This is a genomic window from Microbulbifer litoralis (assembly GCF_023634065.1).
GTDB lineage: Bacteria > Pseudomonadota > Gammaproteobacteria > Pseudomonadales > Cellvibrionaceae > Microbulbifer > Microbulbifer litoralis.
Genome location: NZ_JALKCV010000018.1, coordinates 24,401 through 40,089 on the forward strand (window position 1 = coordinate 24,401; position 15,689 = coordinate 40,089).

The following is a 15,689-nucleotide window of genomic DNA, read 5'->3' on the forward strand; positions in this document are numbered from 1 at the left end:
GGCCCCGATACGTCAATCAACCGTTAAAAAACAAAAACACGCCATTCAGTTAGCCGCCAATCTGAGCTACCCTTCACTGTCAAAGCATCAATAATCTTCACGGAAGAGCACCCATGGTCACTTATCTCTACTGGGCGGCGGTGATCGCCCTGGTCGTGCTGGCACTCTATGCGGGCAGTCGCCTGGGCAGTCTCAAGATGGGCGCCATCGTCGCCGCGGTCATTTTCATCGGCGGCTGGCTGGCGTACTACTTCCACTACGAGCAGGTGTTCGTCAAGCGCTATGGCGGCGTGATGCGCATCGCCGTGCCCGACGGCCAGCGCCATATCGGCGCCACCTGGAAGGAAGACAATCTCTGGATCGAGAACTACGACCCGGAGACCAACCAGTGCATCTTCTCCGAGTACTCCAAGGGCAACCTGCTCGAGGGGCGCGTCATCATCCGCGGTTGCAATCCGCTGCAGCGCGGATCCGTCCCGACTCCCTGAACTCCCCGCCCATCGCGTCGGTCAGCCGGACGCGGTGGCGCGCTCAGGCGCGGCAACTTTTTTCCTCGAAAAGTATCGGAGCTGCAGGGTAACAACGGACGAGTCCTTTGCGCGTTTTTATCGGTATTCTGTTAACGGGCTTGCTGCTGTCACCGCTACAGCCGGCCCGGGCCATTCCATTTTTCGACCAGCTTCCCGGTTTCGAGGTGCAGGTGCAGGGCGATCGCAAGCTGCAGGAGCGGCTGCGCGCGGAAATGGAGAAGCAGCGCAAGTCCGGTTCGGTGCTGAAAAGCTACAAGGACCCGCGGGACGTGGCCCGTTACGAGCGCGGCACCCTGGAGAAACTGCTGCGCGCCAGGGGCTACTACGATGCCCGTGTGCGCCAGACGGTCAGTGGCGGCGAGATTCTCTACCGCGTCAATCCCGGCCCCCAGTACCGCATCAAGAGTATCACCTTCGACATGCCCGACTACCTGCGCAGCGATCTCGGCGCGCTGCCGCTGTCGGCTGGCGATCCGCTGGTGGCCAGCAAAGTACTCGATGGCGTCAAGGCGATCGAGAAACACCTGGCGGAGAACACCTGCCTGCTGGATATCGACGTCAGCTACCGGGCCACGGTAATCCACAGCGAGGCGGCCGCGCGGCTCGAGTATCGTGTCGCCCCCAGCCCCGAGGTCAATGTGGGCGAAGTGACCATGGAAGGGATTGTCTCGGTGGAGCCGGACTTCCTGCGGGAAAAGCTGGAGATCGGCAGCGGGGATTGCTTCAACCGCGAAAAGATAGACGCGGCGCGCCTGCGCCTGCTGCGCACCAACCTGATCGCCGGTGTGAACACCCGCATCTCCGAACCGTACGGCGGCCTGGTGGACATCACTTTCCTGTTGAAGGAGCGGCGCCACCGCACGGTCAAGCTGGGTGTCGGCTACACCTCCGACCAGGGCGCCGGTGTCTCCGCCGGCTGGGAACACCGCAATGTGTTCCACCGCGGCGAAAAGATCGATATCGAGAGCAAGATCAACCCGGTGCAGCAGTCGCTCAAGGGGGAGTTGCGGGTGCCGCGCTTTTTCAGCGACAAACAGGACTTCTCCGCCAAGGCCGAGTACTCCAACGAGGAGCGGGATTCCTACCTGGCGGAATCCCTGACCGTGGGCGCCGCCGTGCAGCGGCGCCTGAGCCGCAACCGCACTGCCAGTGTCGGCAGCGAACTGAAGTTCAGCCAGGTGGAGGAAGAGGGCGAACCGAGCGAGAACTACCGCCTGCTGTCCTTCCCGCTGGGGCTGAAATGGGACACCACCGACAACCTGCTGGATGCCCGCCGCGGCGCAACGGTGGCGCTGGAAGTGCGGCCCTACGTCGATCTCGCCAATACCGATACCACTTTCGTCAAGAATACCCTGGTGATGACCGGCTACAAGACCGCCGGGGACTGGCGCTACGAACCGACGCTGGCGGTGCGGGTCAAGGCCGGCGCCATCTCCGGGATCGCCAACCTCGACATCCCCGCCGATGAGCGCTTCTACGCCGGTGGCGGCGGCTCGGTGCGCGGCTACGCCTACCAGGCACTGGGGCCGCGGCGGCTGATCGAGGAGCCGGACGGCAGCACCCGCCTGAGCGATCCGATCGGCGGCCGCGCACTGAGCGAGATTTCCATCGAGGGCCGCTTCCGCTTCTCCGATACCTGGGGGGGCGTCCTGTTCGTGGATGGCGGCAACGCCTATGCCGACCCCAGCCCGAACTTCTCCGATCTTTATTGGGGAGCAGGTTTCGGCGTGCGCTATATCACCTCCTTTGCACCGCTGCGATTCGACATCGCCTTCCCGCTGGACAGGCGCGAAGACCTGGATGACCACTTCCAGGTCTACGTCAGCCTGGGGCAGGCGTTTTGATGCGGGGCCTCGCCGCACTGGCGGCCGGCTATGTGCGCGCGCTGGGCACGGTGCTGCGCAGCCTGTGGCAGTCGCTCAGCGGCCGCGGCTCGCTGCTGTTCAGCCTTTTTCTGCTGGTGGTTGTGGCCGTGCTGCTGCTGTTCGGCACCGAAACCGGCCGCGTATCGCTGACCCGCACCGCGATTGTCGCCGCGGCCAAACTCCTGCCGGAACTGGATATACACGCGGAGCATATCGGCAGCGACCACCTGGGAGCCTGGTACTTCTCGCACCTGAAAATCGATTACGGAGCGGAGACCCTGCTGCAGGCGCGGGACCTGGCACTGGACTTCGATATCGGCGGCCTGCTGGAGAACCGCATCGATATCGAACATATCGGCGCCTCGCTGCTGCGCCTCGACAACGACGTGCTGGGCGAATTGCTGCGGGCCCGGGGACAGGCCGCGGAGGATACCGTCGACACCGAAAGCGCGCCCCTGTCCCTGCCGCAGATACGCCTGGGCTCCCTGCTGATCGACCGCCTGGAGGTGATCGACAGCCGCCTGCCGGACCTGCCCGTGGTCTCGGTGACCTCCAACGGCCGCTACCTCTGGCAGGGGGAAAAAGCGCGCCTGGCACTGGAGCTGCGCGAACTCGGCGGCGCCGACCTGCATGTGACCCTGCGCGGGCGGGAGCTCGACAACCGGCATTTCCAGCTTGTGTTCAGTGCGCGGGAAAAGGCCGGCGGATTTGCCGCTAGCCGGCTGCAGCTGCCGGAAGGCGAGGCGCTGGACGCCAGCGGCCGCATCGCGCTGTGGCAACCGCGGGAAAACCGGCTGCGAGTGCAGGTGCAGGAATTCTCGCTGCCGCTGGTGGATCACCGCTTCGCGCTGCAGGGGGGCGCCACTATCACCCTGTCGCCGTGGCAGGTCACCACCGGGGGCCTGCAGCTCGCGGTGGACGACACCCGGCACGAAATCGCCGGCTCCGTCAGCGCCGACCAGGTGGATGCGGAAATCCGCCTGAACCGCCTGCCGCTGTCCATTTCCCAACCCTGGCAGGATTACCTCAGCGGCGGCTGGCTGAGCGCCGACCTGAGCCTGCGCGGCCCGCTATCGCTGCCGGCCGTGTCCGGTATCGTCGAGCTGCAAAGCCGCTACCGCGAGCGGCCACTGCACCTCGAGGGGCGGGTGCAGACAGAGGATGAAGTGATCCATATCCGCACGGCGGCGCTGGAATACATGGACACGCGGCTGGACGCCGGCGGCAGCGTCGATATCGGCAATAAAGCACTGGACCTGCACGGGGAAGTGCGCAAGCTCACGGTGGCGGATATCCGCCGGCTGCTGGCGGCACTGCCGGAGACCGGCGAGGTGCAAATCCCGCCGGAGCTGTCCGGCCGCGTGGAGAAACTGCAGGTCGAGGCAAAGGGCCCCTGGGACAATCCGGCCTACAGCGCCGAACTGCTGGCCAACCCCATCTACCGACAGCTGGACGCCGAGTTGCGCGCCCGGGTCACCGGGGATCTGCGCAGGCTGACGATCTCAGGGCTGCAATTGCAGTCGCAGACCCTGAACCTCAGCGGCGGCGGTGCCGTGGATATCGCCGGCGAATCACTAGATTTGCAGCTGGAGCTGGACGCGCGCGAATTCCGCCCGGCGGAGGAATTGGGCGTGGCCGCGGCGGAGGGTCTGGCGATCGACCTGGACTCGACCCTGGCACTCAGCGGTCCGTGGCAAAGCCCGCAGTTGGCGGCGCGGATCCAGTCCGGTGGCCGGTATCGCGAGTACCGCTACACACTGCGCGGCGGTGCCGCCGGCACCCCGGAAAAGATCCGGCTCGACAAACTGCGCCTGGAACTGTTTGCCGACGATGGCAGCCGCGAACAGGAGCCGCAACCGCTGCGCGGCCCCCAGTCGCTGATCCCGCAGAAGGGGGAGCAGCCGGAGCCACAGCAGAGCCGCAGCCGCGTGGCTGCCCTGGCCGAGGAGGCCGCCGGCCTCGGCCGCCGCGGCGCCGCCTGGCTGGAGCTGGACGGCACCATCGAGCCCCAGGCCGGGCGCGCCGAGGGCACCGTGGCGGGGCGCAATATTCCGGTGGACCTGGCGGAGCTGGCCGGCGTCGACCTGCCGCCTTCGCTGACCGGTGAAATCAGTCTCGAGGGCCGCTTTGCGGGCCCCTTTGCCGGGCCCGAGGCCGCGGTCAGTATCCTCGCGCTGGGGGATTTCCGCAGCGAACCCTGGCAACTGCAGGGGGATATCGGTTACGGCAGCGGGCGCGTCGAGCTGTCCGAGGTGGAGCTGGTCTGGGCCGGGCGCAACCAGCTCTCCGCCAGCGGCAGTCTCAACGACAGGCAGCTCGACCTGCAGGTGCGCGGGCGCGCGCGGCTGGCGGACCTGGAACTGGGGCTGCCGGCCGAGCTGGCCGACAGTGGCGAGGTCAGCCTCAGTGTCAATGCCGCCGGCAGCCCGCAGAAACCCCGGGTGGATGGCGAGATACGCCTGCAGGGCGGCGCGGCGGGCAGGCCCCTGAATGCGGTGCTGGACTGGAACACCATCGGCGACGATCTGCATATCGCTCTCGATGCCCGCAGCGGCGAGCGCCGCGCCATCGAGGCCCGCGGCCAGCTGCGTATCGCCCCCATACTGGAACAGCTGTTCGCCGGGCGGCCGCCGGGCCAGCCGGCGCCGCCGTTGCCGCTGGCCCTGGACAGCGGCGGCAGCGCGGACCTGTCGGTGTTGGCGGAGTTTATCGACCCGGAAATCCACGCCATGCGCGGCCAGTTGGCGTTTACCCTGGGCGCCGACGGCACGCTGGAAAAGCCAAACCTGCGCGGTCGCATCTCGCTCGAGAACGGCGACTACGAACACCGGCCCAGCAATACCCGCCTGCGCCGTATCAATTTTCTCGCGGAGCTGACGCCGGACGTGTGGCGCATCGAGCGCGCCCGCGCCGAGGACGGCGAGCGGGGCAGTCTCAACCTGGCCGGTGCGGTCACCTTCCCGCTCGTCGGGCCACCGCAGATGGATTTCACGCTGCGCTCCGAGCGTATGCAACTGCTGAATACACCGGCGGTGCGCGGTGCCATCTCCGGCCAGCTGGCGCTGACCGGTTCCACCGAGGATTCGCTGCTGGAGGGTCGCCTGACCCTGCGGCCACTGTCGGTGCAGGTGGAGCAGCTGATCGGCAGCAGTGTGCCCGAGATCGAGGTGGTGGAAGTGGAGGTGGACGGCCCGCGGGAAAAACAGGCACCGCCGCTACTGCGCAAGCTGGCGCTGGCGATCGAGGTGGTGCTGGACCAGCAGTCCTATGTGCGCGGACTGGGCCTGGACTCGGAGCTGCGCGGCCAGGTGGATATCGCCGGCACCGCCGCCAAACCGCGGGCTTCCGGCGAACTGGAAATCGTGCGCGGCCAGTTCGACCTGCTGGGCAAGCGCTTCGACCTGCAGGAGGGGCGCGTGCAGTTCGAGAACAACGTCGCCGCCATCTATGTGAAGGGCGTGTACGAATACCCCGAGGGCGAAATTACCGCCGAGATTTCCGGCACCCTGTCCGGCGCATCGGACGACCTGGATATCGAGTTCAGTTCCACCCCGGAGCTGCCCCAGGACGAGATCTTTGCCCAACTGCTGTTCGGCAAGTCATTGACGGATATCTCGCCGCTGCAGGCGATCAGGCTGGTGGGGGTGGTGCGCACCCTGCAGAGCGGCGGCTCGGCCTTCGATCCGGTGGCCAGGACCCGCGAGTTACTGGGCGTGGATACCCTGGATGTGGAGACCGAGGACACGGACGAGGGCGAGGAACAATACGCCCTCAGCCTGGGTAAATACATTACCAATCGCATCTATATCGAGTTGCAGCGCAGTACCGATCCATTGAATCCCTGGCAGGCGGAAATGCAGATAGAGCTGCGGCGCAATTTGCTGCTGGAGTTCAAATCCGCCGACGAAAACGAAAGCGGCGCCGGCAGTGTGGAGTTGCAGTGGAAGAACGACTATTAGTTGTCGATTGAGGATTCGACTCTGGCAGTAGTCGATTCCTCCCACCACAAACTGGATACCCGGCACCGCCATGGAAGGATTCCGCCAGGACCGCCGCAATTTCGTCAAACTCTGCACCGTCGCCGGCATCACCATTTTCGCCGCGCCGGCGCTGTGGCAATTGGGCCGTGCCGGCCAGGCGGACAAAAACGCGGAGCCGCTGCGCTGGCGCGGCGAGGGGGCCGACCCGGCTTTCCGCATCGACGGCCTGGCCAAGGTCACCGGCGATAAGATCTTCGGCCGCGATTTTCGCGCCGTGGATATGCCCGGCTGGCTCAAGCAGCAACACTACGCCTTTATCCTGCGCTGCAACCGGGTGGAACGGCAGTTTGCCGGTATCGATTGGGCGCAGCTCCCGGAGGGCGCAGAACCCTATGCGCGCGTCACGGCACAGACGCTGGCGGAAAACGGGATCGAGCTGCCGGCTTTTTACGGTGATGCGATGCTGCTGGCAGAGGGGAAATCGCCGCACTATTACGGCCACGCGGTGGCGATACTGCTGTTCGACGACTTCGACAAATACGCCACGGCCAAGCAGGCGCTGCAGTTCAACGACGCCGTGATCCAGTACGGCGAAAAGGCGCCCGCCTACCGGCGCGATCCCTACGCCAGCTGGCGCATCATCCGCCAGCAGGGGGAGGGCGGCCCCACCGGTGAGGATCTCTATTCGCCACTGCACGACGGCCTTTTTTTCCCCCAGTACCGGGACCGCAAGGCGGAGTGGCCGACCCACGCCGACCAGGCCGGCAGTGTCAGCGAGCGGGGTATCTACTACGCCGACCGGATCCGCCAGCGGATCGAACGGGAAGCCGCGGACGGCAACTGGCACCTGGTGGAGGGCGACTACAGCACCCAGATCGTCGAGCCGATGATGATGGAGCCGGAGGCGTCCAACGGCTGGTTCGACAGCGACGGCAAGACCCTGCACCTGGTGCTCACCAGCCAGTCGCCGCAGGATTTCCAGGAAATGGCCGCGCACATGATCGCCGGCAGCCGCTTTGCGGGCCGGGTGGAAAACCTGGTGGTGCATTCCGGTTTTGTCGGCGGCGGCTTCGGCGCCAAGGACCACTCCATCTTTCCCTACTACGGCGCCGTCGCCGCGCTCTTTGCCACGGCGCCGCTGCGGCTCGCCAACAACCGTTTCGAACAGTTCCAGGCCGGCCTCAAGCGCCACCCGTTCAAGATGCACAACACCCTGGCGGTGGACAGGAAGAGCGGCAAGTTCCAGGCGCTGCTGGCGGACATGCAGGTGGATGGCGGCGGCCGCCAGAATTTCAGCCCCAGTGTCGCCATGGTCGGCGCCAGCGCCATACAGGGCATCTACTATTTCCCGCGCAACGACATCATCTCCGTCGCCCGCCAGTCGATGAATGTGGACTCCGGCTCCATGCGCGGCTACGGCACCCTGCAGACGATGAACGCCACGGAGATGATGGTAAACCGGGCCGCCCACGAGCTGGGCCTGGACCCGATCGAACTGCGCCTGCGCAACGCCTTCGAGACCGGTTGGCGCAACACCCAGGGCGCGATACCCCGGGTCGGCGTGCGCTATCGGGAGATGCTGGAGCGCGCCCGCGCCCACCCCATCTGGCAGGAGCGGGCCGAGCGCAAGCGGATCTTCGAACAGCAGCACCCGGACCGGTTTTTCGGCACCGGCTACGCCATCGTCACCAAGGATTACGGCACCGGCGGCGCGGCCCCCAGCGCGGCGGTGCAGTTCGATCGCGAAGGCCGCCTGTCGCTCGGTATCGGTTTCATGGAAATGGGTACCGGCACCCAGACCTCCCAGGCGATGTTGCTGGAGGACATCCTCGGCGCGCCGGCGGCGGAGTGTCACGTGGCGGAGATGGATGCCTGGCAGGCGATGCGGCAGTTCCAGACCGAGAGCCCCTACACCATGAGCCAGGCCCACCAGGACAAAATGGCCGCCGACCCGCTGTGGACGCCGGTGGTGGCCATGGCCAGCTCCGCCTCCATGTCCGCCTATTTCCAGAGCCATGTCACGCTGCAGGCGGCGCAGATCCTGTTCGAACAGGGGCTGCTGCCGGCGGCCAGGCAGTTGTGGCAGCTGCAGCAGGTGGATCCGCAGAAACTGCAGTGGCGCAACGGCGCGCTGGAAATGGCCGGGCAGCCGTCGCTGCCGCTGGCGCGGCTGGCGGCGGAGGCCCACCGCTCGGGGCTGGTGACCGGCGTCATGGCGCACGCCTTCAACCGCTGGGACTGGGCCGAGGGGACGTTTGAGCTGGGCGGCGACAAACAGGTGCTGATGATCGACGGCCTGGCCCTGCGCCGCGGCGGCACGGCGGAGCGGCCGCGGGCGAAGGAATACCAGCTGGTGAAGCGCAGTGCCGTGCACTATCCGCCCACCGATCTCAACAACGCCATGGTCACCTACTACGCGCCCTGTGCCGCGCTGGTGGAGGTGGCGGTACACAAGGGCACCGGCGCGGTGGAAATCCTCGGCCTGCAGAATTACCTCGAGTGCGGCCGGCCCATCGTGCGACAGCTGGTGGAGGGGCAGATCGAGGGTGGCGTTGCCATGGGCATCGGCCACGCGCTCTACGAATACCTGCCGGCGCTCGCCGCCGGTGCCGGCAACGGCACCTGGAACCTGAACCGCTACCAGGTGGCGCTGGCCGGGGATGTCTGTGTCTGGAAGCAGCAGCACGAAATCCTGGCGCCGGAAAGCGATGGCGATCCGCACAAGGGGATCGCCGAAGTGGTGATGATTCCGATCGTGGCCGCGCTGGTGGAGGCGATTTTCCAGGCCACCGGCAAGCGCTTCAACGATACGCCGATCTCACCGGAAACCCTGCGCCGCGCGCTCAACCCGGAGGTGTTGTAATGGCGGGACTGTCCGTTTCCATGGAGATCAACGGCAGAGCGGTGGGGCCGATGGAGGTGCCCGAATACACCTCGATGCTGGATTTCCTGCAGGAATACCTGAACCTGACCGGCACCAAGCTCGGCTGTGGTATCGGCGTCTGCCGCGCCTGCGAAGTGATCGTCGAGGGGGACGACGGCGAGCTGCGCACATTGCGTACGTGCATCAACAACGTCGGCCGCTTCAACGGTAAAAAAATCACGACAGTGGAGGGCCACGCGCAGCGCAATGCCGACGGCGACATCGAGTCCCTGTCGCCGGTGCAGGAGGCCTTCCTGCGTCACTTTTCCTTCCAGTGCGGCTGGTGCACACCGGGCTTCGTCAACGCCGCCACAGTGTTGATCGAGCAACTGAAAAAATCCCCGGTGGCAAAAGACGAGGTCGAGGCCACTATCGACGGTGCCCTGGGCAAACATATCTGCCGCTGCACTGGTTATGTGCGCTATTTCCACGCGGTGAGGGATGTGATCGAATCCACGCCCGGGTTGCTGAAGGAGGGCGACTGAATGGGTCCGGTCCTCCGCGCGGCATTGCTCGCGGGCCTGTTCGCCTGCAGCGTGGCCCTGGCCCAACCGCTCGCCGACAAGGGCCGCTATCTTGCCGCCGCCGCGGACTGTGTCGCCTGCCATACGGCGGAAAACGGCCGCCCCTTTGCCGGCGGGCGGCCGTTCCAGACACCGTTTGGCACCCTGTATTCCACCAATATCACCCCGGACAAAAAAACCGGCATCGGCAATTTTTCTCTGGGGGACTTTCGCGCGACCATGCACCGCGGCAAGGGCCCCCACGGCAACCTCTACCCGGCGATGCCCTACACTTCCTACTACCTGGTGCGCGACGACGATATCGAGGCGCTCTACCGCTACTTCATGCAGTTGCCACCGGTGGAAAACCGGCCGCCGGCAAACCGGCTGGTATTTCCGGCCAACCTGCGCTTCGGCCTCGGTTTCTGGAACTGGCTCTACTTCGACCCCGACAGGCCGCTGCCGGATGGGAAAGGCCGCAGCGCACAGTGGCGGCGCGGCAACTACCTGGTCAACGCGCTCGGCCACTGTGGCGAGTGCCACACACCGCGCAATTTTGCCCAGGCCATGCAGTTCGACCGGCGTTTTGCCGGCAATGTGCTGGAGGGCTGGGACGCGGTGGATATCCGCCCGCAGTCACTGCGCCGCCAGGGTTGGGACCGGGAACAGCTGCGGCAACTGCTGACCAGCGGCAGCAGCGAGCGCGGCACCCTGTTCGGTGAGATGTTCCGGGTGATGCAGCACAGCCTGCGCCACCTCAGCGACGAGGATATCGATGCGGTGATCACCTTCCTGCTCGACGAATCGGAGGCCCTGCCCGGCAAGCGGGGCGATGTGCGGCAGGCAACGGATCGCTACGGCGGCGGCCGGGCCGACTATGTCGCCTATTGTGCCGGCTGCCACGGTCGCGCCGGCGCCGGTATCACGCTGGCGTTTGCCCCCGGCATGGACGACAACGCCGCAATCCGTGCGCTGAATCCGCACAACGCCATTGCCGTGATACTGCGGGGCCTGCCGGCGCAGCGTCTCGACCGCACCCGTGCACGGGCCGGTATGCCGTCGTTCCACCGCGAGTTGGACGACGCGCGTATCGCGGAACTGGTGAATTTCATGCGCGGCGCCTGGGGCAGCGGCGGCGCCGGCGTGACGGCAGAGGACGTGGCGCGTATACGCCACCGCCTCGACAAAGAGGGTTACCTGGGAAGTAATCACGGAAACTGAACGGGGACACAGAGTATGCAATTCAGCGCCATCCTGCTCGCCGCCGGCCAGTCGCGCCGCTTCGGCAGCGACAAACGCCTCGCCGCCATTGACGGCGCGCCCATGTTGCTGGCGACACTGCGCAATCTGCAGTTTGCCGTCGACCGGATGTCGAGCGTGGATCTGCAGGTGGTGATTCGCGCGCGCGACCCGGTGGTGGCGCCGATGCTGGCGGATATTGTCGACGACTACCCGCAATCCGTATTGCCCGCTCCGACCTGGCCGCAGGGCCTGGGGGTGAGTATCGCCGCCGGTATGCGCGCGTTGCTGGAGCGCGGCTGTCGCCCGGATTCGGTGGCGGTGTGTGTCGCGGATATGCCGTTCGTACAGCCGGACACGCTGCGGCGGTTGATGTACGCCTGCCGGCCGCACACCATCTGCGTACCGGTCTGCGACGGCGAGCGCGGTCGGCCGCTGGTATTTGGCAAGAAGTATTTCCCGGAACTGCTGCAGCTGCGCGGCAGCCGGGGTGCGGAAAAATTGCTGCGGCTGCATGCGGGTGCAGTGCGCGAATACCCGGTGGACGATATCGGGGTTACGTTGGATATCGATCGCCCGGCGGATTTCCACGCAGCAATGTGTGCGGATCCAGTCGGTAGAATGCGCACAGCTCTCCGTAGAGCTGGGGGTGAAATGTCTTCATCCCGGTGGGGATGACAAAAAACGTTTCGGTGGCCACGGCGAAAAATTCCGCCGGCGACTGCGCGCCGTAGATATCCAGTATCGACGGCGCTTCCCCCGCGAGCGGTTCGTTGCCGCCGTCCGGCTCCGCCCCGGCCTTTCGCCGCAGCCGCTCGAATTCCCTGCCCATGACTGCCGCCCAATTGCTGCCTTCACCGGCGTCGGCGAACAGCGGCCGGCCATCGTAGTAGCCGTCCTCCTCGTCGAGTTTGTGGGCAAACTCGTGCAGAGCCACATTGCGCCCGTTCTCCGGGTGCGCCATATCCTGCTGCAGGTCCGCCCAGGAAAGGACCACCGGTCCGCGATAGTGCGCCTCGCCCTCGCGCGCGCTGTGCTCGGTGGATTCCACGTAATTCTCCACGTGGGTTTCGCGGGCCACGTAGGTATCCGGGTACATCAATACCGTGTACAGGTTCGGGTAGCAGTGGTTCTCCCGCCCCAGCAGCAACAGGCAGGCGAAGCCGGCCACCGCCAGCCGCATCGGCTCCGTCACCCGCAGGCCGTCGCAGCCGACGAACTCCTTGTCGTGCAGGAACAGCGCGACGTTGGCCTGCAGTTCCCGCTGCTGTTCCGGCGACAGGTGGCGGTAGAGCGGCAGCGCGCCGATCAGCAACTCCTGCTGTTCGGCGGTGAGCGGTTTGCGGCGCAGGTGCTGCCGGCGCCAGCGCCGGTAGTAGAGGGGCACCAGCCAGACCAGGATGGCGAGCAGGATAATTGCCAGGAAAGTAGACATGCATCTCCGGATCAGCGCTGTGGATACCCGATATTAGGGAATTCCGTACTTGCGCGCGAGTCGATCGATATCGGCCCCGGATCTGGAAGTCCCGGGGCATTTCCTCCTGAGCCACTGGCTGGATTCCGTACTCGTGTCACCGACCAGTTGCACGACTTCCCAACAGCGGTCTCCCTGCTGAACAAAGGTGCCGGTGGCGGTCCTGTATCTGGCATCTTCGGATTCGAATCGGCGGACCTTGTTGCGCTCACGGGCCAGCTTCTTCGCCAACCCGGGATCGAAAACCGTGGAACGGGATTTGGCGCCGGTCTCGGCTGGCGGTGGGCGGGTATCCCCGGCAGATTGTACCGGGGCCGGCTGTTTTTCCACTTTGGCTGTCGGTTTCGGTGTTGCGGGGCTGGGCCTTGGTTTCGTGGGCTTTGCGGGTCTCGCGGGCTTTGCGGGTGTCGCGGCCGGCGGTTCCGTTGTCGCTGCTGCCGGCTCGATGGTTTTCGCGGGCGCCGGAACGACCTCCGGTTTGGGCGGCTGTACTATGGTGATCCGAATCGGCGGATTGCGGCGCGGCAGTTCACGGTCCAGTGACAGGGGAAGCAACAGCAGGGCGGCGTGCAGGGCGAGGGCCAGCAGCAGCGCCAGCAGGATGCGCCGGGAGAGGGGATCTTCCAGTGCGGGTTCCGGGAATGGCTCGATGGTCTGTGACACTGTCTGGCACTGCTTTCCATTGCGGGCGAATCCTGGCTCATTGGAGTTTCGATTTGCCGCGCAGTTCCCGCGCCCCGGCCTGGGGAGGGACTGGGGAGGGAATTTGGCACCGCGACGCCAAAAGCGGCTATCTTGAAAAATAGGGCTTGCAAAGCGCCCCCGGCGAGGGCAGAATGCGCGCCCTATCGAGCTTCGCCGGCGATCCCCCGGGAGGTTAGGAAGTTCGGTAACTTGCGGATTTTTAAGATGTTTTTTCTTAAAAAGCAGTTGACGAAGCAAGCTCAACTCACTATAGTTCGCAACCACGATGTAACGCGCTCGTAGCTCAGCTGGATAGAGTACCTGGCTACGAACCAGGCGGTCGGAGGTTCGAATCCTCCCGAGCGCGCCATACAGAAAAGGCCCGGTCCGAAAGGATCGGGCCTTTTTTTATCGCTGTATTCCCAATGTGGGGGCCGGTGGGGGCGCCGCCCGGCAGGCTATACTGGTGGTAATTGGCCCGGGCCGTTGCGAGGCGGGATTTCCGCCCGACCCGGTCCGAGAAGGCCCCCTATGGCAGATCGACGGGACAGCGATACAGACCCCGCCCAGGAGCCACCCACACAGGAGCCGCCACAGCGCCCCATGCCGTGGCTGCCGTACCTGGTGTGGATCATGGCGATCCTGCTGACATCCCAGTACCTAGTCAACACCGCCGACGAACCCAGCCGCCAGCAGCTCTCCTACACCGCCTTCAAGGACAAGGTCCGCGAGGGGCAGGTGGCCAGCGTCACGCTGCAGGGGGAGAAGATCCGCGGCAGCTACCAGAGCGCCGAAAGCGAGACGGTATCCGCGGGCGACCAGCCGCCGCCGAAACACTTTGTGACCACGCTGCCGCCGGTGGATGACCCGGACCTGATGCCGCTGCTGGAGGAGCACCAGGTGGAAGTGCGGGCCGAATCCGCCGACGGCAATCTGTGGTCGCGGCTGCTGGTCGGCCTGATCCCGTGGATACTGATCCTCGGCCTGCTGTTCTTCTTTGCCAGTCGCATGCAGGCGCGCATGGGCGGCGGCATGGGCGGTGCCCAGGGGCCGTTCAGTTTCGGCAAGTCCAAGGCCCGGCGTTTCGAGCGGGGCGAATCCCATGTGACCTTCGAGGACGTGGCCGGTCTGGCCAACGCCAAGCGCGATCTGCAGGAGATCGCCGGCTACCTGAAGAACCCGGATCACTACCGCCGGCTGGGCGCCAAGATCCCCAAGGGCATCCTGCTGATGGGGCCGCCGGGTACCGGCAAGACACTGCTGGCCAAGGCGGTGGCCGGCGAGAGTGACGTGCCCTTTTTCAGTATCAGCGGCTCCGAGTTTATCGAGATGTTTGTCGGTGTCGGCGCCTCGCGGGTGCGGGACATGTTCGAGAGCGCCAAGAAGGAATCGCCGTCGATCATCTTTATCGACGAGATCGACTCGGTCGGCCGCGCCCGCGGCACCGGGCTCGGCGGCGGCCACGACGAGCGCGAGCAGACCCTGAACCAGATTCTCAGCGAGATGGACGGTTTCGATCCCCACGAGGCGGTGGTGGTAATCGCGGCCACCAACCGCCCGGACGTTCTCGATGCGGCGCTGACGCGCCCGGGCCGCTTCGATCGCAAGATCACCCTGGACCTGCCCGACAGGCCCGCGCGCCTGGCGATCCTGAAAATCCACGCCCGCGAAGTGCCGATGGCGGACGACGTCGACCTGGAGCGCCTGTCGGCACTGACCGTGGGTTTCGCCGGCGCCGACCTGGAAAACCTGATCAACGAGGCGGCGCTGCTGGCGGGGCGCGAGGACAAGCCGGCGGTGGATATGGCCTGTATGCTGCAGGCGCGGGACAAGGTGGTGCTCGGCGGCGAGCGGGAAATGGTCGTCAGCGACGAGGAGAAAAACCTGATCGCCTACCACGAGTCCGGCCACGCGCTGGTGGCCAGCCTGCTGCCCAACGCCGACCCGCTGGACAAGGCCACCATCATTCCCCGCGGCCACAGCCTCGGCGCCACCGAACAGATTCCCGAGGAGGAGCGCCACAGCCTGCGCCCCAGCTATTTGCGCGACCGCATCGGTGTGATGCTGGGCGGGCGCGCGTCGGAGCAGGTGATTTTCGGTGAAGTCAGCTCCGGTGCGGAGGAAGACCTGAAGCAGGCCACGCGCCTGGCGCGCCATATGGTGATCCATTGGGGCATGAGCGACAAGATTGGCCCGGTGGCCTTCCGCCGCGGCGAGGAGCATGTCTTCCTGGGCCGCGAGATTGCCCAGCAACAGGATTTCAGCGAGCACACGGCGCAGATTATCGACGAGGAGATCGGCGAGCTGGTGCGGGGCATCGAGAAGGAGGTGGTCGCGCTGCTGGAAAAAAACCGGGATAAACTGGAAAAACTGGCCGGCGCACTGCTGGAGAAGGAAACACTGGAGGCGGCCGAGATCCAGCGTATTGTCGGCGGCGGAAATAAAGCGGGCGCTTGAAGAGAGGGCCGGTTGACCGAATACGCGGCTCGCG

Annotated in this window: 9 protein-coding genes, 1 tRNA gene and 1 pseudogene; 9 read left to right on the forward strand and 2 right to left on the reverse strand. The window is 65.7% G+C overall.

What is annotated here, in order from left to right:
* Positions 1 to 113 precede the first annotated feature (113 nt).
* The 7 genes and pseudogenes from MWN76_RS19540 to MWN76_RS19570 form a co-directional block, all read left to right on the forward strand.
* On the forward strand, positions 114 to 488 hold the full coding sequence (locus tag MWN76_RS19540) for a hypothetical protein (protein WP_250464635.1): 375 nt from the start codon (positions 114 to 116) through the stop codon (positions 486 to 488).
* A gap of 107 nt (positions 489 to 595) precedes the next feature.
* Positions 596 to 2,374, forward strand: coding sequence for an autotransporter assembly complex protein TamA (locus MWN76_RS19545; RefSeq protein ID WP_250464637.1), 1,779 nt, complete (start codon positions 596 to 598; stop codon positions 2,372 to 2,374).
* Positions 2,374 to 6,354 (forward strand): translocation/assembly module TamB domain-containing protein, encoded by a 3,981-nt coding sequence (locus MWN76_RS19550; RefSeq protein ID WP_250464639.1) that lies wholly within the window; start codon positions 2,374 to 2,376, stop codon positions 6,352 to 6,354. Before MWN76_RS19545 ends, MWN76_RS19550 begins: the two co-directional genes overlap by 1 nt.
* Positions 6,355 to 6,424: 70 nt before the next feature.
* The gene (locus MWN76_RS19555) at positions 6,425 to 9,238 is read left to right on the forward strand and encodes a xanthine dehydrogenase family protein molybdopterin-binding subunit (RefSeq protein WP_250464642.1); all 2,814 of its coding nucleotides are present in this window, start codon (positions 6,425 to 6,427) and stop codon (positions 9,236 to 9,238) included.
* Positions 9,238 to 9,783: a (2Fe-2S)-binding protein gene (locus MWN76_RS19560; RefSeq protein WP_250464644.1), complete on the forward strand. Its 546-nt coding sequence runs from the start codon at positions 9,238 to 9,240 to the stop codon at positions 9,781 to 9,783. The genes MWN76_RS19555 and MWN76_RS19560 overlap by 1 nt, the downstream gene beginning before the upstream one ends.
* A complete protein-coding gene (locus MWN76_RS19565) occupies positions 9,784 to 11,022 on the forward strand; it encodes a cytochrome c (RefSeq protein WP_250464646.1) in 1,239 nt (412 codons plus the stop codon).
* A gap of 15 nt (positions 11,023 to 11,037) precedes the next feature.
* Positions 11,038 to 11,544: pseudogene (locus MWN76_RS19570) on the forward strand (nucleotidyltransferase family protein); the annotation flags it as partial.
* A gap of 52 nt (positions 11,545 to 11,596) precedes the next feature.
* Here MWN76_RS19570 and MWN76_RS19575 read toward each other — a convergent pair.
* Entirely contained in the window at positions 11,597 to 12,475 is an 879-nt protein-coding gene (locus MWN76_RS19575) for a M90 family metallopeptidase (RefSeq protein ID WP_250464648.1), read from the reverse strand.
* A 33-nt stretch (positions 12,476 to 12,508) separates the two neighbouring features.
* Positions 12,509 to 13,177 (reverse strand): hypothetical protein, encoded by a 669-nt coding sequence (locus MWN76_RS19580; protein ID WP_250464650.1) that lies wholly within the window; start codon positions 13,175 to 13,177, stop codon positions 12,509 to 12,511.
* A gap of 314 nt (positions 13,178 to 13,491) precedes the next feature.
* Between MWN76_RS19580 and MWN76_RS19585 the strand changes: the two genes are divergently transcribed.
* A tRNA-Arg gene (locus MWN76_RS19585) sits at positions 13,492 to 13,568 on the forward strand.
* Between the two features lie 161 nt (positions 13,569 to 13,729).
* On the forward strand, positions 13,730 to 15,655 hold the full coding sequence (gene ftsH, locus MWN76_RS19590) for an ATP-dependent zinc metalloprotease FtsH (protein ID WP_250464652.1): 1,926 nt from the start codon (positions 13,730 to 13,732) through the stop codon (positions 15,653 to 15,655).
* Positions 15,656 to 15,689: the final 34 nt, after the last annotated feature.